25 protein-coding genes are annotated in these 24,645 nt (G+C 65.6%); 13 read left to right on the plus strand and 12 right to left on the minus strand.

Features of this window, described 5'->3' with window-relative positions; all coding sequences use genetic code 11:
• Positions 1–109 precede the first annotated feature (109 nt).
• The 5 genes from sucD to zapE all read right to left on the minus strand — a co-directional run bounded on the left by sucD (position 110) and on the right by zapE (position 5,295).
• Complete coding sequence (gene sucD, locus ACETMP_RS22760; RefSeq protein ID WP_375157955.1) at positions 110–994, minus strand: succinate--CoA ligase subunit alpha; 885 nt, start codon at positions 992–994, stop codon at positions 110–112.
• 36 nt (positions 995–1,030) lie between these two features.
• Entirely contained in the window at positions 1,031–1,510 is a 480-nt protein-coding gene (locus ACETMP_RS22765; protein ID WP_028133272.1) for a DUF1579 family protein, read from the minus strand.
• A gap of 4 nt (positions 1,511–1,514) precedes the next feature.
• On the minus strand, positions 1,515–2,714 hold the full coding sequence (gene sucC / locus ACETMP_RS22770; protein WP_375157956.1) for an ADP-forming succinate--CoA ligase subunit beta: 1,200 nt from the start codon (positions 2,712–2,714) through the stop codon (positions 1,515–1,517).
• A 201-nt stretch (positions 2,715–2,915) separates the two neighbouring features.
• Positions 2,916–3,884 (minus strand): malate dehydrogenase, encoded by a 969-nt coding sequence (gene mdh / locus ACETMP_RS22775; RefSeq protein ID WP_025032846.1) that lies wholly within the window; start codon positions 3,882–3,884, stop codon positions 2,916–2,918.
• A gap of 223 nt (positions 3,885–4,107) precedes the next feature.
• Positions 4,108–5,295 carry a cell division protein ZapE gene (gene zapE, locus ACETMP_RS22780; RefSeq protein WP_375157957.1) on the minus strand — a complete coding sequence of 396 codons (1,188 nt, stop codon included), beginning with the start codon at positions 5,293–5,295 and terminating at the stop codon, positions 4,108–4,110.
• A gap of 198 nt (positions 5,296–5,493) precedes the next feature.
• Between zapE and ACETMP_RS22785 the strand changes: the two genes are divergently transcribed.
• The gene (locus ACETMP_RS22785) at positions 5,494–5,748 is read left to right on the plus strand and encodes a type II toxin-antitoxin system VapB family antitoxin (RefSeq protein ID WP_375157958.1); all 255 of its coding nucleotides are present in this window, start codon (positions 5,494–5,496) and stop codon (positions 5,746–5,748) included.
• A complete protein-coding gene (locus ACETMP_RS22790) occupies positions 5,748–6,152 on the plus strand; it encodes a type II toxin-antitoxin system VapC family toxin (RefSeq protein WP_375157959.1) in 405 nt (134 codons plus the stop codon). The genes ACETMP_RS22785 and ACETMP_RS22790 overlap by 1 nt, the downstream gene beginning before the upstream one ends.
• Positions 6,153–6,169: 17 nt before the next feature.
• Here ACETMP_RS22790 and thpR read toward each other — a convergent pair whose 3' ends face one another.
• On the minus strand, positions 6,170–6,706 hold the full coding sequence (gene thpR, locus ACETMP_RS22795; RefSeq protein WP_375157960.1) for an RNA 2',3'-cyclic phosphodiesterase: 537 nt from the start codon (positions 6,704–6,706) through the stop codon (positions 6,170–6,172).
• 171 nt (positions 6,707–6,877) lie between these two features.
• Positions 6,878–7,513 carry an arylesterase gene (locus tag ACETMP_RS22800; protein WP_375157961.1) on the minus strand — a complete coding sequence of 212 codons (636 nt, stop codon included), beginning with the start codon at positions 7,511–7,513 and terminating at the stop codon, positions 6,878–6,880.
• A 55-nt stretch (positions 7,514–7,568) separates the two neighbouring features.
• Between ACETMP_RS22800 and ACETMP_RS22805 the strand changes: the two genes are divergently transcribed.
• From ACETMP_RS22805 to ACETMP_RS22820, 4 genes are all read left to right on the plus strand, one after another.
• Positions 7,569–8,291 carry an ABC transporter ATP-binding protein gene (locus ACETMP_RS22805; protein ID WP_375157962.1) on the plus strand — a complete coding sequence of 241 codons (723 nt, stop codon included), beginning with the start codon at positions 7,569–7,571 and terminating at the stop codon, positions 8,289–8,291.
• The gene (locus ACETMP_RS22810) at positions 8,288–10,858 is read left to right on the plus strand and encodes an ABC transporter permease (RefSeq protein WP_375157963.1); all 2,571 of its coding nucleotides are present in this window, start codon (positions 8,288–8,290) and stop codon (positions 10,856–10,858) included. Before ACETMP_RS22805 ends, ACETMP_RS22810 begins: the two co-directional genes overlap by 4 nt.
• A 281-nt stretch (positions 10,859–11,139) precedes the next feature.
• Entirely contained in the window at positions 11,140–11,931 is a 792-nt protein-coding gene (locus ACETMP_RS22815; RefSeq protein WP_028133282.1) for a Bax inhibitor-1/YccA family protein, read from the plus strand.
• A 265-nt stretch (positions 11,932–12,196) separates the two neighbouring features.
• Positions 12,197–12,727, plus strand: coding sequence for a GNAT family N-acetyltransferase (locus tag ACETMP_RS22820; RefSeq protein ID WP_375157964.1), 531 nt, complete (start codon positions 12,197–12,199; stop codon positions 12,725–12,727).
• Between the two features lie 112 nt (positions 12,728–12,839).
• On the opposite strand, the gene ACETMP_RS22825 is transcribed toward ACETMP_RS22820, so the two are convergent.
• From ACETMP_RS22825 to acnA, 3 genes are all read right to left on the minus strand, one after another.
• On the minus strand, positions 12,840–13,211 hold the full coding sequence (locus tag ACETMP_RS22825) for a DUF2794 domain-containing protein (protein WP_375157965.1): 372 nt from the start codon (positions 13,209–13,211) through the stop codon (positions 12,840–12,842).
• Positions 13,212–13,801: 590 nt separating this feature from the next.
• A complete protein-coding gene (locus ACETMP_RS22830) occupies positions 13,802–14,578 on the minus strand; it encodes a DUF1223 domain-containing protein (RefSeq protein ID WP_375157966.1) in 777 nt (258 codons plus the stop codon).
• Between the two features lie 235 nt (positions 14,579–14,813).
• Positions 14,814–17,534 (minus strand): aconitate hydratase AcnA, encoded by a 2,721-nt coding sequence (gene acnA, locus ACETMP_RS22835; protein ID WP_375157967.1) that lies wholly within the window; start codon positions 17,532–17,534, stop codon positions 14,814–14,816.
• A 239-nt stretch (positions 17,535–17,773) separates the two neighbouring features.
• On the opposite strand from acnA, the gene ccmA reads away from it, so the two are divergent.
• The 5 genes from ccmA to ACETMP_RS22860 all read left to right on the plus strand — a co-directional run bounded on the left by ccmA (position 17,774) and on the right by ACETMP_RS22860 (position 20,779).
• Positions 17,774–18,376 carry a heme ABC exporter ATP-binding protein CcmA gene (gene ccmA / locus ACETMP_RS22840; RefSeq protein ID WP_375157968.1) on the plus strand — a complete coding sequence of 201 codons (603 nt, stop codon included), beginning with the start codon at positions 17,774–17,776 and terminating at the stop codon, positions 18,374–18,376.
• Positions 18,377–18,458: 82 nt separating this feature from the next.
• On the plus strand, positions 18,459–19,127 hold the full coding sequence (gene ccmB, locus ACETMP_RS22845; protein WP_028150494.1) for a heme exporter protein CcmB: 669 nt from the start codon (positions 18,459–18,461) through the stop codon (positions 19,125–19,127).
• A 91-nt stretch (positions 19,128–19,218) separates the two neighbouring features.
• Positions 19,219–20,007, plus strand: coding sequence for a heme ABC transporter permease (locus ACETMP_RS22850; RefSeq protein WP_375157969.1), 789 nt, complete (start codon positions 19,219–19,221; stop codon positions 20,005–20,007).
• On the plus strand, positions 20,004–20,189 hold the full coding sequence (ccmD, locus tag ACETMP_RS22855) for a heme exporter protein CcmD (RefSeq protein WP_375157970.1): 186 nt from the start codon (positions 20,004–20,006) through the stop codon (positions 20,187–20,189). Before ACETMP_RS22850 ends, ccmD begins: the two co-directional genes overlap by 4 nt.
• Positions 20,186–20,779, plus strand: coding sequence for a DsbE family thiol:disulfide interchange protein (locus ACETMP_RS22860; protein ID WP_028133291.1), 594 nt, complete (start codon positions 20,186–20,188; stop codon positions 20,777–20,779). The genes ccmD and ACETMP_RS22860 overlap by 4 nt, the downstream gene beginning before the upstream one ends.
• 137 nt (positions 20,780–20,916) lie before the next feature.
• Here ACETMP_RS22860 and ACETMP_RS22865 read toward each other — a convergent pair whose 3' ends face one another.
• Positions 20,917–21,519, minus strand: coding sequence for a septation protein A (locus ACETMP_RS22865; protein WP_375157971.1), 603 nt, complete (start codon positions 21,517–21,519; stop codon positions 20,917–20,919).
• 123 nt (positions 21,520–21,642) lie between these two features.
• Positions 21,643–22,587 carry a signal recognition particle-docking protein FtsY gene (gene ftsY, locus ACETMP_RS22870; RefSeq protein ID WP_375157972.1) on the minus strand — a complete coding sequence of 315 codons (945 nt, stop codon included), beginning with the start codon at positions 22,585–22,587 and terminating at the stop codon, positions 21,643–21,645.
• 44 nt (positions 22,588–22,631) lie between these two features.
• On the opposite strand from ftsY, the gene ACETMP_RS22875 reads away from it, so the two are divergent.
• Both ACETMP_RS22875 and ACETMP_RS22880 read left to right on the plus strand, forming a co-directional pair.
• Positions 22,632–23,333 (plus strand): RluA family pseudouridine synthase, encoded by a 702-nt coding sequence (locus ACETMP_RS22875; RefSeq protein ID WP_375157973.1) that lies wholly within the window; start codon positions 22,632–22,634, stop codon positions 23,331–23,333.
• Positions 23,334–23,513: 180 nt separating this feature from the next.
• On the plus strand, positions 23,514–24,623 hold the full coding sequence (locus ACETMP_RS22880; RefSeq protein WP_375157974.1) for a DUF2336 domain-containing protein: 1,110 nt from the start codon (positions 23,514–23,516) through the stop codon (positions 24,621–24,623).
• The last annotated feature ends 22 nt before the right edge of the window (positions 24,624–24,645 follow it).

Genomic DNA, 24,645 nt, shown 5'->3' on the forward strand with positions numbered 1-24,645 from the left:
GCATAACAAACGGCGCTGGCACCGAGCTCCCCGGCAGAGGCTCGGCGCGACAGGCACCCTTTACCCTATTTGCTGCGAAACTTCGCCCGGAAAAGCACGAAGAAGTGAATTAGCCTTTCAACTTTTCGGCAAGCGTATGGCCGAGCCGAGCGGGCGACGGAGACACTGTAATCCCTGCCGATTTCATCGCCTCGGTCTTGGAACCGGCGTCGCCCTTGCCGCCCGAAATGATCGCGCCGGCATGGCCCATGCGGCGGCCCGGAGGGGCAGTGACACCGGCGATGAAGCCGACCATCGGCTTCTGGCGGCCGCGCTTGGCCTCGTCCTTGAGGAACTGGGCGGCATCCTCCTCGGCCGAGCCGCCGATCTCGCCGATCATGATGATCGATTCGGTCTTGGGATCGGCCAGCAGCATCTCCAGCACGTCGATGAACTCGGTGCCCTTGACCGGGTCGCCGCCGATGCCGACCGCGGTGGTCTGGCCGAGGCCCTCCTGGGAGGTCTGGAACACGGCTTCATAGGTCAGCGTGCCCGAGCGGGAGACGATGCCGACCGAGCCGGTCTTGAAGATGTTGGCGGGCATGATGCCGATCTTGCATTCGCCGGCGGTCATGACGCCCGGGCAGTTCGGCCCGATCAGGCGGGACTTGGAGCCGAGCAGCGAACGCTTGACGCGCACCATGTCGATCACTGGAATACCCTCGGTGATGCAGACGATCAGCGGGATCTCGGCGTCGATGGCTTCGCAGATCGCATCCGCCGCGCCCGGCGGCGGCACGTAGATCACCGAGGCGTCGGCGCCGGTCTTCTCACGCGCCTCGCGCACGGTGTCGAACACCGGCAGGCCCAGATGCGTCGAGCCGCCTTTGCCCGGCGAGGTGCCGCCGACCATCTTGGTGCCGTAGGCGATGGCGGCCTCGGAATGGAACGTGCCGTTCTTGCCGGTGAAGCCCTGGCAGATGACCTTGGTGTTCTTGTCGATCAGGATGGACATGAGGTCTGCTTTCGCGAAACTAACAGAGTGAGGGGGTCAGTGGATGCGGCGGTAGACGCCGGTGAGGACGTCGGCCCAGCCTTCCGCGTCCGGCGAGAACTGAATCTTCAACGAGTAGGAATCCTCATTGATGATCTCGTAGACGTGGCGCGCATTGCCGCGGAGCGAGCCGCGCACCAGCGTCAGGGTCTTGCCGACCCAGCCGCCGGAGGCGGGCGAGGGCGGCGTGTAGCCGAGCGAGTCGTACCAGAACAATTTGTAGGTCCGGTCGTCGCGGTCGTAACTGAAGATGCCGTGGGTGGCGAAGATCTGCTTGCCGTCGCGCATCTGGACCGAGTCCTGGATCAGATAGAACCCGTTGAGATCCATGCGCGCGACGGTGCGCGAGGTCGCCGGCCCGCCCGCCGTCCAGCGCGACGGGAAGACCATCTCCTCACCATCCCATTCGCCGGCGAACGCGGCGAGGCGCGCGTGCTCGGGGAGCGGAGATGATGCGGCGAGATGGTCCTGGGCCATGGCGTTAGCCTCCCTTGACGGCCTTCACGATCTTCTGCGCGGCGTCGTCGAGATTGTCGGCGGGCACCACGTTGAGGCCGGATTCGCGGATGATCTTCTTGCCGAGCTCGACATTGGTGCCTTCGAGGCGGACCACCAGCGGCACGCTGAGGCCGACCTCGCGAACCGCCGCCGTGACGCCCTCGGCGATCACGTCGCACTTCATGATGCCGCCGAAGATGTTGACCAGGATGCCCTTCACGTTGGGATCGGCGGTGATGATCTTGAACGCGGCCGCGACCTTCTCCTGGCTGGCGCTGCCGCCGACGTCGAGGAAGTTCGCCGGCGCCATGCCGTAGAGCTTGATGATGTCCATCGTCGCCATGGCGAGACCGGCGCCGTTGACCATGCAGCCGATATTGCCGTCGAGCGTGACGTAGTTGAGATCGTATTTCGACGCCTCGATTTCCTTGGCGTCTTCCTCGGTCAGGTCGCGCAACGACACCGCGATCTCGGGATGGCGGAACAGGGCGTTGTCGTCGAACGACACCTTGGCATCGAGCACGCGGAGCTCACCCTGCTTGGTGACGACCAGCGGATTGATCTCCAGCATCGACATGTCCTTGGCGACGAAGGCGGCGTAGAGCTGCGCGGTGAGCTTCTCGGCCTGCTTGGCGAGGTCGCCGGACAGATTCAGCGCCTTCGCCACGGTGCGGCCGTGATGGCCCATGATGCCGGTGGCGGGATCGACCGAGAAGGTGACGATCTTCTCGGGCGTGTTGTGCGCGACGTCCTCGATGTTGACGCCGCCTTCGGTCGACACCACGAAGGAGACGCGCGAGGTCTCGCGGTCGACCAGGATCGAGAGGTAGAATTCCTTGTCGATGTCGGAGCCGTCCTCGATGTAGAGGCGGTTGACCTGCTTGCCGGCAGGTCCCGTCTGCACCGTCACCAGCGTGGCGCCCAGCATCTGCTTGGCGAATTCGTTGACCTCTTCCACCGACTTGGCGATGCGGACGCCGCCCTTGTCGCCGGCGGATGCCTCCTTGAACTTGCCCTTGCCGCGCCCGCCTGCATGGATCTGGCTCTTCACCACCCAGACCGGGCCGGGAAGCCGCCTTGCGGCGGCGTCGGAGTCCGAGGCCTTGAGAACCGCTACGCCGCGCGAAATCGGAACGCCGAATTCATGCAGCAGCGCTTTGGCCTGATATTCATGGATATTCATATGGTCGCTCCCTGAACCCGCGGGCGGTGACCTCTAGGGCCCCACCTCAGTCTTGTGGCTGGCATACCATATACCACAGGAACTGCAACCCGGATTCTCTGACATCGATCTGACTGCCGATCCGGGGCCCGCCCGGACGCGGGCCCCGGAAATGAAACCGCCGAAGACCGGGTTTCGATCTTCGGCGGGATTGTTTGCGTCTCAGCGGCCGAGAAGATCGGGTGCGATCTTCTTGCAGGCATCGACCAGACCCTGCACGGCACCGACCGACTTGTCGAAGGCCTCGCGATCCTTGCCGGCAAGCTCGATCTCGACGACGCGCTCGACGCCCTTGGCGCCGATCACGACGGGCACGCCGACATACATGTCCTTCACGCTGTACTCGCCGTTGAGATAGGCGGCGCAGGGCAGCACCCGCTTCTTGTCCTTCAGATAGCTCTCGGCCATCGCGATTGCCGAGGCGGCCGGCGCGTAGAAGGCGGAGCCGGTCTTGAGCAGGTTGACGATCTCGGCGCCGCCGTTGCGGGTGCGGTCGACGATCTCGTCGAGCCGCGCCTGCGAGGTCCAGCCCATCTTGACGAGGTCGGGCAGCGGAATGCCGGCGACGGTGGAGTACTTGACCAGCGGCACCATGGTATCGCCATGGCCGCCGAGCACGAAAGCGGTGACGTCCTCGACCGAGACGTTGAACTCGTCGGCCAGGAAGTAGCGGAAGCGGGCCGAGTCGAGCACGCCGGCCATGCCGACGACCTTCTTGTGCGGCAGGCCGGAAGCCTTCTGCAGCGCCCAGACCATCGCATCGAGCGGGTTGGTGATGCAGATGACGAAGGCGTCGGGCGCGTACTTCTTGATGCCGGCACCGACCTGCTCCATGACCTTGAGGTTGATGGAGAGCAGGTCGTCGCGGCTCATGCCGGGCTTGCGCGGCACGCCGGCGGTGACGATGCAGACCTTGGCATTGTCGAGCGCCTCGTAGGAATTGGCGCCGGTGTAGTGCGCGTCGAAACCGTCGACCGGCGAGGACTGCGCGATGTCGAGCGCCTTGCCCTGCGGCACGCCCTCGGCGATGTCGAACATCACGACGTCGCCCAGTTCCTTCAGGCCGATGAGGTGAGCCAGCGTTCCGCCGATCTGACCGGAGCCAATCAAAGCAATCTTGTCGCGCGCCATGTGAGCCTGTCCTTTAGACACGTAAGGAGGGGAAAACTGAGACGGGTGGTTATCCCTTTCGCCTCCCCCGTTCAAGTCGGGGGATGCCCAATTGTCGGGCTTGGCGCGGCCGCGGGCACGCAGTCCTGTCATTCCGGGGCGCGCGAAGCACGAACCCGGAATCTCGCACGAAAATCCGGGCTCGTCGCTTCGCGACGCCCCGGAATGACGGCGGGGATAGGACTTAAGTCTCTACCAGGCCCTTGGTGGAGCCGCTGGCGATGGAATCCTTGCGGCCGTGAGCCAGCGCCAAGTAGGATTCCGAGCTCATCTCGATCAGGCGCGAGGCGGTCCGCTTGAACTCCATGGCCTCATTGCCCTCATGGGCGAGGTACAGCGAAATCGGGTTGGCGTCGGCCGAGGCCATCAGCTTCACCGCATTGTCATAGAGCGTGTCGATCAGCGTGATGAAGCGCTTGGCGGCGTTGCGCTGGGAGAGATCCATCACTGGAATATGGTCGACCAGGATGGTGTGATAATCGTGCGCCAGCCTGAGGTAGTCCGATGCGCCGAGCGGCTTCTCGCAGAGGTCGGCGAACGAGAACCGCGCCACGCCGTGAGCGGAGCACGGCACGTGCAGGATGCGGCCCTTGATCGAAATGTCGCGCGAGCGGCATTGGGCGCCGCCGGACATCCGCGACCAGGCGCGATCGAGCGCAGCGTCCGCATCGCGATCGGCCGGCGTCAGCCACATCGGCACGCCCTGCAACTTCTCCAGCCGGAAGTCGGTGCGCGCATCGAGCCGAGCGACGTCCATGTGGTCGGTGATCTGCTTGATGAAGGGCAGAAACAGCGACCGGTTCAGGCCGCCTTTGTAGAGATCGTCGGGCGCCACGTTGGAGGTCGCGACCACGACGGTGCCGAGCTCGAACAATCTGGCGAACAGGCGTCCCAGGATCATCGCATCCGCGATGTCGGTGACGTGGAATTCGTCGAAACAGAGCAGCCAGCTCTCCTCGAAGATCGCATTCGCCGTCAGCGCGATGACGTCGCCGTCGGCGATCTCGCCGCGCGCGATGCTCTGGCGATAGTCGTAGATGCGCTCATGCACGTCGGCCATGAACTCGTGGAAATGCGCGCGGCGCTTGTGCTCGACATCGGAGTGCTGGAAGAACAGATCCATCAGCATGGTCTTGCCGCGACCGACCTCGCCATGGATGTAGAGCCCACGCGGCACATCATCCTTGTCACCGCCGCCGAACAGGCGGCTGAGCAGGCCCTGCTTGCGTTTGGGGCTGTAGGTCGCAAGCCGCACGTCCAGCGCGGCATAGGCCTCGGCGACCTCCGCCTGCGCAGCATCGGGCTCGATCGCGCCGGAGGCGATTTGGGCCTGATAGGCATCGCTGAAGGGGGAACTGGGGGTCGAGAGCATGGCCCTTTACCGCCAGAGACCGGCGGGAATTGCAACTGCGTATTGGCGCAACGGCTTATGCGGTTGTTTCTTTGGTGCAGTGGGGTCGATTGCACCACTCCAACCGATCCACAGGCCCGGTTCAGCCATCCCAGGCGCCCCCCATCTTGCCTTTCGTCAAGGTAGAATATACCTGTCGAGGAACCAAGGAACCTCAAGATGGCACTGAGCATCAAGGACCCCGAAACGGAGCAATTGGCACGGAGTCTCGCGCAGTTGACCGGCGAGACCATCACCACGGCGACCAAGCGCGCCATCGAGGAGCGGCTGCGCCGGCTCGCTGGCCAGAATAGTAAAGACGCGCTGCTCGAGGACATGGCCGAGATCAGGCGTCGCTGGAGCGAAATGCGCGTCGTGGACGACCGTTCGTCCGAGGAAATTCTCGGATACGACGAGCATGGATTGCCGCGCTGATGGTGATCGACACATCGGCGATCGCAGCGATCGCGCTCAACGAGGACGATGCAGCCGATCTTGAGCGACTGATCGCGGACGATCCGATCCGCCTGATCTCCGTAGCAACGGTGCTTGAAGCAACAATGGTGATCGAGACGCGGCTGGGTGATGCGGGCGGGCGCGAGTTCGATCTCTGGCTCGTCAAGATCGGCGCCGAGATCGTCGCCGTCGATGCCGTGCAAGCCGATGCAGCGCGGCGGGCCTGGCGGCGCTACGGGAAGGGACGACACGTCGCGTCGCTCAACTACGGTGATTGCTTCTCTTATGCGCTGGCTATGACCCGCGGCGAACCCCTGTTGTTCAAAGGCGAGGACTTCGCGAAAACCGACGTCGGGCGATCAGGCGTGGCGCCGCCGCGATAACGCGCGGAGGTGCAGAGCTACTCGCACAGCTCGTAGGCGTCCTCGACCACGTAAGGGCCGCCGCCGGTCGAGGCGCGCGAGGAGAACAGCACGAACCGCTCGGCCATGAACGCCTTGCTCGGGAAATAGCCGCGCAGCGAGAGATAGTCGGCGACGTCGCGGTCGGTGGCATCGTGCAGCCGGGCCAGCGTCACATGCGGGATGTACTTGCGGCCTTCAGGATTGAGGCCGATCCGCTGCATCATGCGTTCGAGCTCAGCCTGCAATTCCATCAGCGGCTTGCTCGGCGCGATGGTCGCGACGACGGCGCGCGGCTTGCGGCCGCCGAAACTGGTCAGGCCCTGCACCTTGACCTCGAAGGGCTTGCGGTCGACGCGAAACAGCATCGAGGCGATCTCGTTGGCGGAGGCGCCGTCGATGTCGCCGATGAAGCGCAAGGTGACGTGATAATTTTCGGGATCGATCCAGCGGGCGCCGGGAAGGCCTCCTCTCAAGTTGGAAAGCGCCTGGCCGATCTCGGCCGGAATTTCCAGACCCGTGAACAAACGCGGCATCGTTTCGCACTCCCGATGCTTGGGTACGATCCCTGAGCAGGATCATACCCAAATTAGAGCCGGCGACGAATCACCGGTACCCTGATTCCTATCGCAGTTGTGTGACTCTGCGAAGCACGCCGCGCCTCACCCCGGTAAAACCCTGGGAATTACGGCGAGCGCTGCCCGCTTTCAACGCCGTTGCTCAGCGATCGTGCCAAGGAATGCCTCCACGGCGGGCATGATGTTGCCGACGATGATGTCGACCCCTTCAGCGGTCGGATGAATGCCGTCGGGCTGATTGAGCTTGGCGTCGGCCGCAACGCCCTCCAGAAAGAAAGGGTAGAGCGGCACGTCGAATTTTTTCGCCAGATCCGGATAAATCGAATTGAATCGCGCGGCATAATCGGCGCCGTAGTTCGGCGGCGCCAGCATGCCGCACAGCATCACCGCGATCTTGCGCGCCTTCAGCCGCTGGACGATGTCGGTGAGCGCGGCGCGCGCCAGATCGGGATCGATGCCGCGCAAGGCGTCGTTGGCGCCGAGCTCGACGATGACCCCGTCGGTTCCCTCGGGGACCGACCAGTCGAGCCGGTCGCGGCCGCCAGAGGTGGTGTCGCCGGACACCCCGGCATTGGTCATGTCGACCGCTATGCCTTTGGCCTGCAAAGACTTTTTGAGCTTCTGGGGGAATGCGTCCTGAGCCGGCAGGCCGAGGCCGGCGCTCAGGGAATCGCCGAGAACGACAAGCTTGATCGGTTTTGTCGCGTGCGCCGAGGCCGGGATCGCCAGTGTCATGAAGGCGAGCATCAACACGGCTATGTGCATGAACAATCCGTAACGCCTCTCGACCGCGCTATCGGAGTTGCCATATGACCGGACCATGGACACTCGCATCGATCCCTCTTCGCTCGCCGTCACGTCGGCGGACACCATCGCCATCTCCAACGTCAATCTCTCATTGGGCACGGGCGCGGCACGCGTTCACATCCTCAAGGATATCAGCTTGCGGGTCGGCCGTAGCGAGACGGTCGGCCTGATCGGCCCGTCAGGCTCGGGCAAATCCACGCTGCTGATGGTTATGGCGGGGCTGGAGCGTCCTGATAGCGGAGAGGTGGTGGTCTCAGGCACGCCTTTCAATGCCCTCGACGAGGACGCGCTGGCCCGCTTCCGCGGCCGGCAGGTCGGCATCGTCTTCCAGTCCTTTCATCTGATCCCGACCATGACGGCGCTGGAGAACGTCGCGGTGCCGCTCGAGCTTGCGGGCAATCCCGATGCCGCGAGGCGCGCGGCGCAGGAGCTGCAATCCGTCGGGCTCGGCGACCGCCTGCATCATTATCCGACGCAGCTCTCCGGCGGCGAGCAGCAGCGCGTCGCGCTGGCCCGCGCGTTGGCGCCCGATCCCGCCATCCTCGTCGCCGACGAGCCGACCGGCAATCTCGACGAGGCCACCGGACAACAGATCGTCGATCTCCTGTTCAGCAAGCACGCCGAGCGCGGCATGACCCTGGTGCTGGTGACGCACGATTCCTCGCTGGCGCATCGCTGCGATCGGGTGATCCGCCTGCGCTCGGGCCGCATCGACACGCAGATTGCGCCGGCATGAGCGCGGCGGCCGAGCCCTTTGCGAAGCCGAACGGCGTCGCGCTGTCGCTGCGTTATGCGCTGCGCGAATTGCGCGGCGGCCTGCGCGGCTTCTACGTCTTCATCGCCTGTATCGCGCTCGGCGTGATGGCGATCGCCGGTGTCGGCTCGGTGTCGGCGAGCCTCTCCGACGGCCTTGCCCGCGAGGGCCGCACGCTGCTCGGCGGCGACGTCTCCTTCGTGCTGTTCCAGCGCGAAGCCAAACCCGAGGAGGTTGGCTTCCTGCGCTCGCGCGGCACGGTGTCGACCGCCGCCACCTTGCGCGGCATGGCGCGCGCGGCCGACGGCCAGCTCGCACTGGTCGAGATGAAGGCGGTCGACGACACCTATCCGATGCTGGGGCAGCTCACCCTGGCGCCAAAGCTGGCAATGTCCGATCTGCTCGCGGAGCGCGACGGCGCGTTCGGCGCGGCCGCCGATCCGACCCTGCTGGCGCGCCTGTCGCTGAAGACCGGCGACCGCGTCACGATCGGCTCGGCGACCTTCCAGATCCGCTCGACGGTCGAAGCCGAGCCTGACAAGCTCGCCGGCGGCATCGGCTTCGGCCCGCGCTTCCTGATCAGCCAGGCCGGCCTGCGCGCCACCGACCTGATCCAGCCCGGCAGCCTGGTGCGCTGGGTCTACCGGGTGAAGCTGCCTGAAGCCGCCAACAACGAGCGCGCCACCGAAGCTTTCATCGCGGATGCGCGGAGCGCCGCGCCGCAGGCCGGCTGGGAGATCCGCAGCCGCTCCAACGCTTCGCCGCAGCTCGAACGCAACATCAACCGCTTCACCCAGTTCCTGACGCTGGTCGGGCTCGCCGCGCTGCTGGTCGGCGGTGTCGGCGTCGCCAATGCGGTGAAGAGCCATATCGACCGCCGGATCGAGGTGATCGCGACCCTCAAGGCCGTCGGCGCCACCGGCCGCGACGTATTCGGCATCTATCTAGCGCAGGTTCTCGTGCTCGCGGGCATCGGCTCGGTGATCGGCCTTGCGCTCGGCGCCGCCATGCCGTTCGCCATCGTCGGCCTGTTCGGCAAGCTGCTGCCGCTGCCGGTGGTGCCGGCCGTGCATGCCGACGAGCTCGCGCTGTCGTTCGTCTACGGCCTCCTGACCGCGCTGGCCTTCGGCCTGTGGCCGCTCGGACGCGTCCACGACGTGCCGGTGGCCGCTTTGTTCCGCGACACCGTCAGCTCGGAATGGCACCGGCCGCGCGCGGGCTATCTCGTGTTCATGGGCGTGGTGATCGCGCTGCTCATCACCGTGGTGATCGGGCTCTCCTTCGACAAGCGCATCGCCGCGGTGTTCGTGGCCTCCTCGGTCGTCGTGTTCGCGCTGCTGCGCGGCATCGCCGCCCTGCTGATGGCGATCGCGCGGCGGCTGCCGCGGACGCGGCTGCCGATGCTGCGGCTCGCGATCGCCAACATTCACCGGCCGGGCGCGCTGACGCCCTCGGTCGTGCTGTCGCTGGGGCTCGGGCTCGCCGTGCTCGTCACCATCACCCAGATCGACGGCAATCTGCGGCGGCAGTTCCTCGCGGCCCTCCCCGATCAGGCACCGTCGTTCTTCTTCATCGACATTCCGAGCGGGCAGGCCGAGCAGTTCGACCTCTATCTGCGCCGGATTGCGCCCGGCGCGAAGGTCGAGGACGTCCCGATGCTGCGCGGGCGCATCGTCGCCGCGCGCGGGCTGCGTGCCGAAGAGCTCAAGCCGTCCGCCGATTCGGAATGGGTGCTGCAGAGCGACCGCGGCCTGACTTATACCGGCGAGCTGCCGAAAGGCTCCAAGGTGGTCGAGGGCGAATGGTGGAGCCCCGATTATTCCGGCCCGACCCTGGTCTCGATGGAAAAGAAGATCGCCGACGGACTGGGCCTCAAGCTCGGCGACGAGATCGTGGTCAACGTGCTCGGCCGCGACATCCCGGCCAGGATCGGCAATCTACGCACCATCGACTGGCAGGGGCTCGGCATCAACTTCGTCCTGGTGTTCTCGCCGAACGCCTTCAAGGGCGCGCCGCACACCCATATCGCGACGCTGACGGAACCGGGCGGAAATGCCGCAGCCGACGGCAAGATCATCAGGCAGGTGGCCGACGCCTATCCGATGGTAACCAGCGTGCGGGTGCGCGAGGTGATGGAGACCGTCGGCTCGGTGGTGACCAATCTGGCGCTCGCGATTCGCGGCGCCAGCGCGGTGACCCTGATCTCGGCGATCCTGGTGCTGGGCGGGGCGCTTGCCGCCGGTCATCGCCACCGGGTCTACGATGCCGTGATCCTGAAGACGCTGGGCGCGACGCGGCTGCGGCTGCTGGGCGCCTATGCGCTCGAATACCTCCTGATCGGGCTCGCCACCGCCGTGTTCGGGGTGATCGCCGGCAGCGTTGCAGCCTGGATGATCGTGACGCGGCTGATGACGCTCAGCTTCGTCTGGCAGGCCGGCAGCGCTGCCGGAGTTGTGGCGGCCGCGCTCGTCGTCACCGTCGGGCTCGGGCTCGCGGGCACGCTGCTGGCGTTGAACAAAAAGCCCGCCACGGTGTTGCGGAATTTGTGACAAATGGTAGCGGCTGCGCGCACGGATGCGGAATCGCACGATTCCCGCGATTAACCACGACTGCCCGTCAGGTTCGCGTCAGGATTGCCGCCAAGGGCGACATTCAGCCGCGCGTGGAAGGTTGCAGCGGATGTGTTAGTTTCCCACATATCGAATGGGTTCGGAGTCCGGATTGTTAGCCAAAATTTAGTCGGCTGGCGTCGGTATCCGAGATAGAAATTGACGAACCGGCGGCATGGCGACCCTCGTGCCGGACCGGACCAACCAACGGGAATTCGACCATGTCGGACCTAGACCGTAACTACGCTTCTCCTTTCGGCAGGGCCGCCGGGCGTGTTGACGCCGCGACGGTCGATGCCGGCCTGCGCGCCTACATGCTGCGCGTCTACAACTACATGACCATCGGCCTGGCCATCACCGGCCTCGCCGCGCTCGGCGTCTACATGGCTGCCGTGACCGACGTCGCGACGCCGGATGCGGTGCGCGTCGGCAAGCTGTTCCTGACGCCGTTCGGCTACGCGATGTTCGTCAGCCCCCTGAAGTGGCTGTTCATGCTCGCGCCGCTGGCGATGGTGTTCGTGATCTCGGCGGGCATCAACCGTCTGGCTCCCTCGACCGCCCAGATCCTGTTCTGGGTGTTCTCGGCGCTGATGGGCATCTCGCTGTCGTCGATCTTCCTGGTGTTCACGCACACCTCGATCGTGCGGGTGTTCTTCATCACCGCGGCCACCTTCGGTGCCCTGAGCCTCTATGGCTACACCACCAAGCGTGACCTCACCGGTATGGGCTCGTTCCTGTTCATGGGCCTGATCGGCGTGGTGCTCGCCAGCCTGGTGAACCTGTTCCTGGCCAGCTCGATGCTGCAGTTCATCGTGTCGGTGGTCGGCGTGCTGGTATTCTCGGGCCTCACCGCCTGGGATACCCAGCGGCTGAAGAACGACTACATCTACGGCTATGCCTCGGCCGGCGGTGACATCGCAGAGCGTGCGGCCATCACCGGCGCGCTGTCGCTGTACCTGAACTTCATCAACCTGTTCACGCTGCTGCTGCAGCTGCTCGGCCAGCGCGAGTAGGCGACGGACCAGAGCGAACGACACGAACCCCGGCCGCGAGGCCGGGGTTTTTGTTTGGCCCGGATGCGGCGGCCCCGGATTACGCTTTCGCTCCATCCGGGCTACGAGGGCGGTCTCTCCTCCGTTGCGAGGAGCCCTTGCGATGAAGCCATCCAGAGTCCCGCCGCGGATGCATTTCTGGATTGCTTCGCTGCGCTCGCAATGACGGGTGTGGAGGCAGCGGAGGCCCTTCCAGCATCCGTGTGAAGGCTCTAATCTCCACCTCATGTCCGCACCTGAAATCAGGCCCACGCTAGAGGCCGACCTTCCCGCCATCACCGCCATCTACCAGCAGGCCGTCCGCGAGGGCACCGCGACATTCGAGCTGGAGCCGCCCGACCTCGCGGAGATGACGCGCCGCTACCGCACGCTGATCGACGGCGGCTATCCCTATTTCGTCGCCATCCTCGATGGACGCGTGGCCGGCTACGCCTATGCCGGCGCCTACCGGCCGCGGCCGGCCTATCGCTTCACGGTCGAGAACTCGATCTATCTCGATCCATCTTTCCACCGCCGCGGTATCGGCTCGTTGCTGCTGGAGCGGCTGGTCGGCGAATGCGAGGCGCGCGGCTTTCGCCAGATGATCGCGGTGATCGGCGATTCCGCCAATGCGGGCTCGATTGGCCTGCACACCAGGGGCGGCTTCAGGATGATCGGCACGCATCCCAGTGTCGGGCTGAAATTCGGCCGCTGGCTGGACACGGTGATGATGCAGCGAGACCTCGGCGAGGGCGCGAGAACGGTGCCAACGAAATAATCGGTCTCGCAGGGTGGGCAAAGCGCAGCGTACCCACGATCTGCGGCGATCGAGACAGGACGTGGGCACGGCGCTTTGCGCCTTTGCTCACCCTACGGCACCGCTCGTCCGTCTACACCACCGCCAGCTTCCGATCGATCACCAGCAGCACGCGCTCGAGCTCGTGGCCGCGGCGCAGGATCAGGCCGGTGGCCGAGATCACGCTGTACATGCCCTGCTTGCGCGCCAAGCGCGGATCCTTCTCGATACGATAGATCGGCACTTCCGAGGCGCGGCGATAGACCGAGAAAACGGCGCGGTCCTTCAGGAAGTCGATGGCGTAGTCGCGCCACTCGCCGTCGGCGACCATGCGACCATAGAGATTGAGGATACGGTTCAGCTCGAGCCGGTTGAACGTCACCCTGCTCTGTTGCGCATTCGCGGCGGCGGGGCGCGCCGCCGCGCGCTGCTCGCTCGGATCGGCATCCTCCGACATCAGACTCATGGAGAGCCTCCTCATCGCACGGCTTGAACCCCGGTCCGCGAACCGTCCCCGGAACCGGATCATGACAAGGGCATGATTGCGCCAACCGTTCCTCGCCGCAAGGGCCCTCGATGGAACCCGGTTCCTGCTTTAAACCGGTCGAATCCGCTGCGACTCCTCCCACACGCATAGGTGGAACTCTGTCGCGGCAAACCGTCACGGGATCGTTAGCAGGAATCATAGTATCGCCGCTTTTCCGCCTAGCGACTGCCGCCCTGCACTGCGAGAAGATTCATGTGCGTTGACCCGGTCCTTTCGGTTCCGGATTCCTCAGCCCCCAGCCCCCGGGGTCGAACAGGATCGGGTCTGTACGCGCGACAAGGAGGGCCAACGCAAGTTGGTCCTTTTTTGTTTGTGTCGGGATGTGTCCGGCGCGGCCTCTCTTCGAACATCCGGCGACGACCTCTCCCCTCATCCTGAGGGCCGCGCTCTTCGCGCGGCGTCTCGAAGGATGAAGGCCGAACTGCATCAGCGGGGCCTTTCATGGTTCGAGACGCGCGCAAGGGCGCGCTCCTCACCATGAGGGTGGAGAGCAGAGTGCTAGAAAAATATCAATGCAGCGACGTGTACGCCGCGCCGAGCATCGGGCCGGGCTTCTCCCGGCTGCCGTCCTGGACGTAGACCACAGCGCCATCGACGCCATCACGCGTGAGGTTCTCGATCGGCACCGTCCAGCTTTCCGGACGCCCGGTCCAGTCGCCGACCTTGAGCAGGTTGCGGACCACGTTGTGATAGGTGACCTGCTGCCCGCGATTCTCGCCGCGCGTGATCGCGATCGGCACCGACTTGGCGATCGAGCAGATCCAGACCTCGCCGCGGGAGGCGGCCGGCTCGTTGCTCGCGGCGACCGAGACGTTGATCTGCTTGCCCGCGAGCGACATCGTCACCGGCACGCTCATCACGCCTGTACCCTTGTTGGCCTTGCCGATCGCATTCTCGATGCCGGCACGATCGCTGCCGACGACATGGGTGGAGCCGTTGACCACGACCTGCGGGGTGTAGACCTCGCGGTCGCCACGCATGCGCGAATAGGCGCGCTGCCGCGCCGAGAAGCGCGAATCCGCCAGCGTGTCCTTCCAGCCCAGATAGTCCCAATAATCGATCGGCATGCTCAGCGCGATGATCGACGGGTCTTTCGAGAGATCGCCGATGATCTGGTCGGCGGGCGGACAGGACGAGCAGCCCTGCGAGGTGAACAGTTCGACGACGGCACGAGGCTCAGCGTCCGCGGGGCGGATGACGGCGATGATCGCACAGATGCCGAGAGCTCCCGACCAGAGCGCGCCGGTCCAACGTGAAATCGGATGAGAAGCCGTCATTGTCGTCATGTCGAACGTCACACACCATTGCTCGTGGGAATGGAGATCTTATCGCCGGATCGTCACCGTAGTCTTACGGGCGGAGCACACTCGATCCTCCTGGGCAACCCGTCCAACGGGAGGTTTTCCGCGGGGCGGGCCCATCTGGAGCATGCCGCAAACGCTTGAAGGCGGCCTTGTGATAGGCCGCCTTCATCCCGTCTTCTACTCACTTCGCAGTGAGCCATTGTTCACAAATCCGCGCTTACGCCGCGAGCTTGCGCAGCACGTAGTGCAGGATACCGCCGTTGCGGTAATAGTCGAGCTCGTCCAGCGTATCGATGCGGCAGAGCAGCGAAACGCGCTGCAGCGAGCCGTCGCCGGAGACGATCTCCGCGGTCAGCTTCTGGCGCGGCTTGAGGTCGCCGACAAGGCCGCGCAGCGTGACCTTCTCGTCGCCCTTCAGGCCGAGCGAGGACCAGGAGGTGCCTTCCTCGAAGGTCAGCGGCAGCACGCCCATACCGACGAGGTTGGAGCGATGGATGCGCTCGAAGCTCTGGCAGATCACGGCGCGCACGCCGAGCAGACGCGTGCCCTTGGCCGCCCAGTCGCGCGAGGAGCCGTTGCCGTATTCGGCGCCGGCGAACACCACCAGCGGCACTTTCTCTTCCTGGTACTTCATCGCGGCGTCATAGATCGACATCTGCTCGCCGTCGGGCCAGTGCTTGGTGAGGCCGCCTTCCGGAATGTTGCCGTCGGCGCCCTTCAGCATGAAGTTCTTGATGCGGATGTTGGCGAAGGTGCCGCGCATCATCACTTCGTGGTTGCCGCGGCGCGTACCGTACTGGTTGAAGTCGGCGGGACGCACCTGGTGCTCGCTGAGATACTTGCCCGCGGGCGAGGTGAGCTTGATCGAACCGGCCGGCGAGATGTGGTCGGTGGTGATCTTGTCGCCGAACATGGCGAGGATGCGCGCCTCGACGATATCGGTGACCGGCTCCGGCTCCTTCTTCATGCCGTCGAAATAGGGCGGGTTCTGCACGTAGGTCGAAGACATGTTCCAGCGATAGGTCTCGCTCTCGACCGTCTTGATCTTGCGCCAGTTGGTGTCGCCCTTGAACACATCGGCGTACTTCTTCTTGAAGATCGACGCGGTCACGAACTTCTTCATGAAGGCGTTGATCTCCTTCGTCGTCGGCCAGATGTCCTTCAGGTAGACCGGCTTGCCGTCCTTGCCTTCGCCGAGCGGCTCGGTGGCGAGGTTCTTGGTGACGCTGCCGGCGAGCGCGTAGGCAACGACCAGCGGCGGCGAGGCCAGGTAGTTGGCCTGCACGTCCGGCGAGACGCGGCCTTCGAAGTTGCGATTGCCGGAGAGCACGGCGGCCGCGACCACACCGTTGTCGTTGATCGATTTCGAAATCTCTTCAGGCAGCGGACCGGAATTGCCGATGCAGGTGGTGCAGCCGAAGCCGACCAGGTTGAAGCCGACCTTGTCGAGATAGGGCTGCAGGCCGGAATTGGCGAGATATTCGGCGACCACCTGGCTGCCCGGGGCGAGCGAGGTCTTCACCCACGGCTTGGCCTTGAGGCCCTTCGCCGCGGCGTTGCGCGCCAAGAGGCCGGCGCCGATCAGGACGCTCGGATTCGAGGTGTTGGTGCAGGAGGTGATCGCGGCGATCACGACGTCGCCATGGCCGATATCGAAGTTCTTGCCTTCGACCGGGAAGCGCTTGGTGGGCTCCTCGGCCTTCTTGTACTCGCTGGCGAGCGCAAGCGAGAAGCCCTCCGCGACGGTCGGCAGCGCGATGCGGCCTTCGGGGCGCTTCGGGCCGGCCATCGACGGCACGACGTCGCCGAGGTCGAGGGTCAGCGTTTCCGTGAACACGGGATCGGGCGACTTGGCGGTGCGGAACAGGCCCTGCGCCTTGGCATAGGCCTGCACCAGCGCGACGCGCGCCGAGGCGCGGCCGGAGGTCTTGAGGTAGTCGAGCGCGGCGGCGTCCACGGGGAAGAAGCCGCAGGTCGCGCCGTATTCAGGCGCCATGTTGGCGATGGTGGCCTTGTCGGCGACGGAGAGATGGTCGAGGCCCGGGCCGAAAAACTCGACGAACTTGCCGACGACGCCGAGCTTGCGCAGCATCTGCGTGACCGTGAGCACGAGGTCGGTGGCGGTGACGCCTTCCTTCAGCGCGCCCTTCAGCTTGAAGCCGACCACGTTGGGCAGCAGCATCGACAGCGGCTGGCCGAGCATGCAGGCTTCCGCCTCGATGCCGCCGACGCCCCAGCCGAGCACGGCCAGACCGTTGACCATGGTGGTGTGGGAATCGGTGCCGACCAGCGAATCGGGATAGGCGACCTCGAAGGTGCCGGTCTTCTTGCCGACCGTCATCTTCTCCTTCCTGGTCCAGACCGTCTGGGCCAGGTATTCCAGGTTGACCTGGTGGCAGATGCCGGTGCCGGGCGGCACCACCGAGAAGTTCGAGAACGCCTTCTGGCCCCATTTCAGGAACTCGTAGCGCTCCTGGTTCTGCTTGTATTCCTCGGTGACGTTCTTGCCGAAGGCCTTGTTGTCGCCGAAGAAGTTCACGATCACGGAATGGTCGATGACGAGGTCGACCGGCACCAGGGGATTGATCTTCTCGGCGTCGCCGCCGAGCTTCTGCATCGCGTTGCGCATCGCGGCGAGGTCGACCACCGCCGGCACGCCGGTGAAGTCCTGCATCAGCACGCGCGCCGGACGGAACGCGATCTCATGCTCCAGCGACTTCTTGCGCAGCCATTTGGAGACGGCGACGATGTCCTCTTTCTTGACCGAACGGCCGTCCTCGTTGCGCAGCAGGTTCTCGAGCAGCACCTTCATCGAATAGGGGAGTTTGGAAATTCCCTTCAGACCATTCTTCTCGGCCGTGGGCAGGCTGTAATAGACGTAGGTCTTGGCGCCGACCTTGAGGGTCTTTTTGCATTTGAAGCTGTCGAGCGAGGTCATGTAGGAATCCCAATTGTTAGCTATACCCGGCAGGGTATCTTAACACCGTCAGCGTATCAGGCTGGGCCGCTTGCAGGGGCAGGTTGAGTTGCTGCATCAAGTAGTTCCGGGCTTATAGAAGCTTTCTAACCGCGCCGCCACAGCCACAATCGTGCCGCAGCAATCGCGAGCCAAAAATTCCCATGCGCTACCCCAAGTTTTCCTGAGGCCCGGCTTTGAGTGAATTGAAACGAGGCGAGATGCGGCTCTCCGGACACGGAGTCGCCTGCGTGCGGGGCGGCCGCCAGGTGTTTGCCGGGCTCGATTTCGCCGCGGTCTCCGGCGAAGCGGTGGCGGTGGTCGGCCGCAACGGCTCGGGCAAGACCTCGCTGCTGCGGCTGATCGCGGGCCTGCTGGTGCCGGCGGGCGGCCAGATCGCGCTCTCCGGCGGCGATGCCGAGCTGACACTGCCCGAGCAGTGCCATTATCTCGGCCATCGCGATGCCCTGAAGCCGGCCCTCAGCGTGGCGGAGAACCTGACCTTTTGGGCTGATTTCCTGGGCGGCGAGCGCGGTGACGCCGCCGCGACCCTCGCCACCGTCGGGCTCGACCATGCCACCCATCTGCCTGCGGGCTTCCTCTCCGCGGGCCAGCGCCGCCGGCTGTCGCTGGCGCGGCTGCTGACCGTCCGTCGCCCGGTCTGGCTGCTGGACGAGCCCACCAATGCGCTGGACGTTGCCGGCCAGGACATGTTCGGCGGCCTGATGCGCGAGCACCTGTCGCGCGGCGGCCTCATCGTCGCGGCGACCCATGCGCCCCTCGGGATCGAATCGCGGGAGCTGCGGATCGGGGGCGTGGCGTGATTCTGCCCCACCCTCAGCTTTCCGAGCGGCTTTGCCGGGGGCGCGAGCCGGGCTCTCATGGCCGCCCTGCCGGAGCCACCCGATGACCGCCCTGTCCGCCCTCATTCGCCGGGACATCCGGATCGCGCTCCGCGTCGGCGGCGGGGCGCTGATCGGGGTGCTGTTCTTCCTGACCGTGGTGGTGCTGATGCCGTTCGCGGTGGGGCCGGATCTGGCGCTGCTGTCGCGGTTGGGGCCGGCCATCCTCTGGCTCGGCGCGCTGCTGGCGAGCCTGCTGACCCTGGACCGGCTGTTCATGGCCGACCACGAGGACGGTTCGCTCGACCTGATCACGATGAGCCGGACACCGCTGGAACTCGCCTGCGCCGCCAAGGCGCTGGCGCATTGGCTGGCGGCGGGCCTGCCGCTGATTGTCGCAACCCCCGTGCTGGGCCTGCTGCTCAACCTCGACATGGTCGCGACCGGGGCGGTGGCGCTGACGCTGCTGGCGGGCACCCCGGCGCTCACGTTCACCGGCATGATCGGCGCAGCGCTGGCGGTGACGCTGCACCGCGGCGGCCTGCTGATGGCGGTGCTGGTGCTGCCGCTGTCGATTCCGGTGCTGATTTTCGGGGTTGCGGCCTCGCAGGCCGTGATCGTCGGCCCGATGACGTTCGGCGCGCCGTTCTCGATCCTGTGCGCGCTGTCGCTGGTCAGCCTCGTGATCGGCCCCTTCGCAGCCGCAGCGAGCCTGCGGCACGGGCTCGATTGAGATGCGCTCGACCGGCCTTGACCCCGATCAACTTTCGCCCCGCGCTTTCGTGCTGATTGCCTGAGCGGCCATCGATGATTATCAGGGTACCATGTCACTGATCGACCTCGCCAACCCCACGCGGTTCCTCGCGCTGACAGCGCGGGTCCTGCCGTGGCTTGCGGCCGCGACCGTCGTCCTGCTCACGATCGGTCTCTATCAAGCCGCGCTCGCGCCCGACGACTACCAGCAGGGCGCCACGGTGAAGATCATGTTCATCCACGTGCCCAATGCCTGGCTGTCGATGTTCGTCTGGGGCGTCATGAGCATCGCCTCGCTGGGCACGCTGGTGTGGCGGCATCCGCTCGCCGACGTCGCCGCCAAGGCAGCCGCCCCGATCGGCGCCGCCTTCACCTTCCTGGCGCTGCTCACGGGATCGCTGTGGGGCCGGCCGATGTGGGGCACCTATTGGGAATGGGATGCGCGGCTGACCTCGGTGCTGATTCTGTTCCTGATGTATCTCGGCCTGATGGCGCTGTGGCGCGCGGTCGACGATCCCTCGCGCGCGGCACGCGCCGCCGCGGTGCTGACCCTGGTCGGCGCGCTCAATTTGCCGATCATCAAATTCTCCGTCGACTGGTGGAACACGCTGCACCAGCCGGCCTCGGTGATGCGCATGGGCGGATCGGCCCTCGACAAATCGTTCCTGATTCCGCTCCTGGTGATGGCGATCGCCTTCACGCTGCTGTTCGTGACGCTGCATCTGGCGGCGATGCGCAACGAGATCCTGCGCCGCCGGGTCCGCTCCCTGCAGATGATGCAGGCGAGCCGCGTCGCGTTCTCCAGCGAGATGGGCGCCGGCTCGCGCGGGCAAAATGCGAACGAAGTCGGGGCCGCATGATCATGTCGCTCGGTCCCTATGCATCCTTCATCGTGACGTCCTATGCGGCGGCGGCGCTCGTGGTCGCGATCCTGATCGGCTGGATCGCGCTCGACTATCGCAATCAGACCCAGCGCCTGCGCGAGCTGGAGGAGCGCGGCATCACGCGCCGGTCCGGCCGCAGCGCGACGGACCAGCGATGAGCGATCAACCCGCCTCCGCGGCGCCGCAGCGCCGCACCTTCCTGATGGTGTTGCCGCTGATCGCCTTCATCGGGCTTGCGCTGCTGTTCTGGTTCCGGCTCGGCAGCGGCGATATCTCACGGATTCCTTCGGCGCTGATCGGCCGTCCGGCGCCGCCGACCATTTTGCCTGAGCTCGCGGGGTTGCAGGACAACGGCGCGCAGGTGCCGGGCCTCGATCCCGCCGCGTTCAAGGGCAAGGTCAGCCTCGTCAACGTCTGGGCGTCCTGGTGCGTGCCGTGCCACGACGAGGCGCCGCTGCTCACCGAGCTGGCAAAGGACAAGCGCTTCCAGCTGGTCGGCATCAATTACAAGGACGCCGCCGACAATGCGCGGCGCTTCCTGGGACGCTACGGCAACCCGTTCAGCCGCGTCGGCGTCGACGCCAACGGTCGCGCCTCGATCGAATGGGGCGTCTACGGCGTGCCGGAGACATTCGTCGTCGGCCGCGAGGGCACCATCGTCTACAAGCTGGTCGGCCCGATCACGCCGGACAATCTGCGGACGGTGCTGATGCCGCAGATGGAGAAGGCGTTGAACGCGGGCTCGTAGGGCATCTCGTGCCCCGGACGGAACGCAGCGATCCTTCATCGATGCGCTGCAGAGCCGGGGCCCATGTCACCACGACGTCGCGCCCGGAAAGAGACTGGGTCCCGGCTCGCGCTTTGCGCGTCCGGGACACGAGACCCTCACCCCTTGCTGATGTCCCCGGCCTCGGCCTCGCTCCTCTCCAGCGACACCGGCTCGAGGTGGTAGCGCTTGGTCAGCGGCATCTGGGCGATGGCGAAGATCATCGTGATGGGCGTCACGCCGAACACCTTGAAGTTCACCCAGAAGTCCGTGCTCTGCGTGCGCCAGATGATCTCGTTCAGCACCGCCATGCCTGCGAAGAACAGCGCCCAGCGCAGCGTAAGGATGCGCCAGCCCTGCGGCGTCAGGTTGAACACCTGGTCGAACATCACGGCGATGAAGGAGCGGCCGAACAACAGTCCGCCGCCGAGGATCGCCGCGAACAAGCCGTAGATGATGGTCGGCTTGAGCTTGATGAAGGTCTCGTCGTGCAGCACCAGGGTGAGCGTGCCGAACACCAGCACGATCACGCCCGTCACGATCGCCATGATCGGGATGTGGCGCGTCACCACGTAGGACGCGACCATCGCGATTGCGATCGCCACCATGAAGGCCCCGGTCGCGGCGAACAGGTTGAACTTCGCGTTGACGAAGAAGAACACCAGCAGCGGACCGAGCTCGGTCGCCAGCTTGAACAGCGGATGCGGCTGGGTCTTGTCCATTCTCTCTTCCGTCTCTCCCATCCTTCGAGACGACCGCTTCGCGGTCATCCTCAGGATGAGGATCTCATGTGTGGCACGACCTCATCCTGAGGAGCCGCGCAAGCGGCGTCTCGAAGGATGACGCTATTCGATTCCGGCGATGGCGCGGGCGAAATCGCGCGCGGTGAACGGCGCGAGATCGTCGACGCCTTCGCCGACGCCGATGAAATGCACCGGCAGCTTGAACTTCTCGGCGAGCGCCACCAGGATGCCGCCGCGCGCGGTGCCGTCGAGCTTGGTCATCACGAGGCCGGTGACCCCCGCGGTGCGATGGAAGGCCTCGACCTGCGACAGCGCATTCTGGCCGACGGTGGCGTCCAGCACCAGCAGCACCGCATGCGGCGCAGTGTCATCCACCTTGCGGATGACGCGCACGACCTTTTCGAGCTCGTTCATCAGCTCGGCCTTGTTCTGCAGACGCCCGGCGGTGTCGATCAGCAGCACGTCGATGCTCTGCTCCCTGGCCGCGGTGAGCGCGTTGAAGGCAAGGCTTGCGGAATCCGAGCCTTGCGCGCCCGCGATGACGGGCGTCCTGGTCCGCTCGCCCCAGACCTTGAGCTGCTCGATGGCTGCTGCGCGAAAGGTGTCGCCGGCGGCCAGCATCACCTTGCGGCCTTCGGAGGCGAATTTTTGCGAGAGCTTGCCGATCGTGGTGGTCTTGCCGGAGCCGTTGACGCCGACCACGAGAATGACGAACGGCTTCTTGGCCGCATCGATCTCAAGCGGCTTTGCCACCGGCGCCAGCACCTTCTCGACCTCGGTGGCGACGACGTCCTTGACCTCGTCCGCCGAGATCGCCTTGTCGTAGCGGCCGGTGCCGACCGCATCCGCAATGCGCACTGCGACGGAGGTGCCGAGATCGGCGCGCAGCAGCACGTCCTCGATGTCGTCGAGCATGGCGCGGTCGAGCTTGCGCTTGGTGACGAGGTCGGCGACCGCGGTCCCGAGCGAGGACGAGGTGCGCTTCAGCCCGTTGGACAGGCGGCGCCACCAGCTCAGCTTGGGGGGATCTGACGTGGTATCGTTCATGGAGGCGTGTTAGCCGTTCCCGCTTCCAAACGAAAGTCTTGCAATTGCTCGATGTTCCCGAATTGACCGCCGAGGAGATTTTGTCGCGCGTGCTCCATCGCGACGGGCTGATGCTTGTCATCAACAAACCGGCCGGCCTTCCCGTGCATCGCGGCCCCAAGGGCGGGCCGAACCTCGAGGATTCCTTCGACGCGCTGCGCTTCGGCCTGCCGCGGCCGCCGGTGCTGGCCCACCGGCTGGACAAGGACACCTCCGGCTGCCTCGTGCTCGGCCGCCACCGCAAGGCGACTGCCTCGCTCGGCCTGTTGTTCAAGCACGGCAAGATCGGCAAGACCTACTGGACCGTGGTCGAGGGCGGCCCCGCCGAAGACGAAGGCACCATCGACATGCCGCTGGGACGACTCAATGCCGAGCGCGGCTGGTGGCAGAAGCCCGATCCGGAAGGCCAGAAGGCCGTCACGAATTGGAAGGTGATGGGCCGCGGCGACGGCTTCACCTGGCTCGCCATGGAACCGGTGACGGGACGCACCCATCAATTGCGGGTGCATTCGTCGGCCACCGGCTGGCCGATCTTCGGCGATAACATTTACGGCAACGGCCCGCGCTTCGGCGAGCCGAAGCTGCACCTGCATTCCCGCGAGATCGTGGTGCCGATCTCCCGGAACAAGGAGCCGGTCCGCGTCGTGGCGCCGGCCCCGCCGCATATGCATGAGAAGCTGAGGGCTTGCGGCTGGAACGGGGAGTAAACTCGGACCCTCATGGTGAGGAGGCGCGTCAGCGCCGTCTCCTTCGGGACGCCCGCTTCGCGGGCTCCTCAGGATGAGGGTCATGGAGCCATGGTTTACGAAACCTTCAGTCCTCGTCCCTCATGATCGCGGTTGCTTAGAACAAGCTTCCGTCAATTCGCTCAGGACGAGCAACACGTCATGTCCACGGCCGGGCTATCGATCATCGACGAGGTCGAATCCGCGATTCGCGCCGGCTCGCCGGAGAAGGGCCTGGCAACGGCCCGCCGGGTCACCGATCTGTTCCTCACCTCCGCCGGCAGTTTCGACGACGAGCAGATCGCGCTGTTCGACGACGTGCTCGATCGCCTGATCGGCACCATCGAGCTGCGCGCGCTCGCCGACATGGGCGCACGCATCGCGCTCGCGGAGATCAGCGCGCAGCTGGCGCCGGTCGCGCAGGCGCCGCCCTCCGTGATCCGCCGCCTCGCCAGCAACGACGAGATCCGCATCGCCGGTCCCGTGCTGCAGGAATCCGCGCGCCTCGACGACGGCGAGCTGGTGAAGATCGCAACAAGCAAAAGCGAGCCGCATCTGCTCGCGATCGCCGGCCGCTGGTGGCTGAAGGAAATCGTCACCGACGCGCTGCTGGCGCGCCGCTATCCCAGTGTCAGCCGCAAGCTCGCCGCCAATCCCGGCGCGCGCGTTTCCGGCAACGGCTTCGCCGTCATGGTCACCCAGGCCGAGGCGGACCCCGAGCTCGCCGTCAGCGTCGGCATCCGCGTCGACCTGCCCTCGGAGCTCCGCCGCCGATTGCTGCGCTCGGCCACCGATGCCGTGCGCGCCAGCCTGTTGTCGCGCGCACCGCCGCATCTGTTCGAGGAGATCCAGAGCGCAATCGCGGCCATCGCCGTCGGCGTCGAGCGCGAAATGTCGGGTGTTCGCGATTTCGAAGGGGCCAAGCGCGCCATCGCCGGCCTCAAGGCCACCGGCCAGCTCAACGAGGCGACGCTGCTCGGCTTCGCCAGGCAGCGGCGTTACGAGGAGACCGCCGCCGCCCTGGCTGCCCTGTCCGGATCGACCGTCGAGGTGATCCGTCCGCTGATGCAGAGCCTGCGCGACGACGGCCTCCTGGTGCCGTGCAAGGCCGCGCAGCTCAGCTGGGAAACCGCCATCGCCGTGCTCGAAAGCCGCTTTGCCAGCGGCGCGATGAAGCCCGCGGACCTCGCGCGAGCGCAGGCGCACTACGTGCGGATGACGCCGGAGAATGCCAAGCGGACGCTGAGGTTCTGGCAGGTGCGGGCGTCGTAGCGGCTCGCATTCCAGGGCAAGG

Origin of the sequence: Bradyrhizobium dasycarpum, from assembly GCF_042019905.1 — a bacterium.
GTDB lineage: Bacteria > Pseudomonadota > Alphaproteobacteria > Rhizobiales > Xanthobacteraceae > Bradyrhizobium > Bradyrhizobium japonicum_B.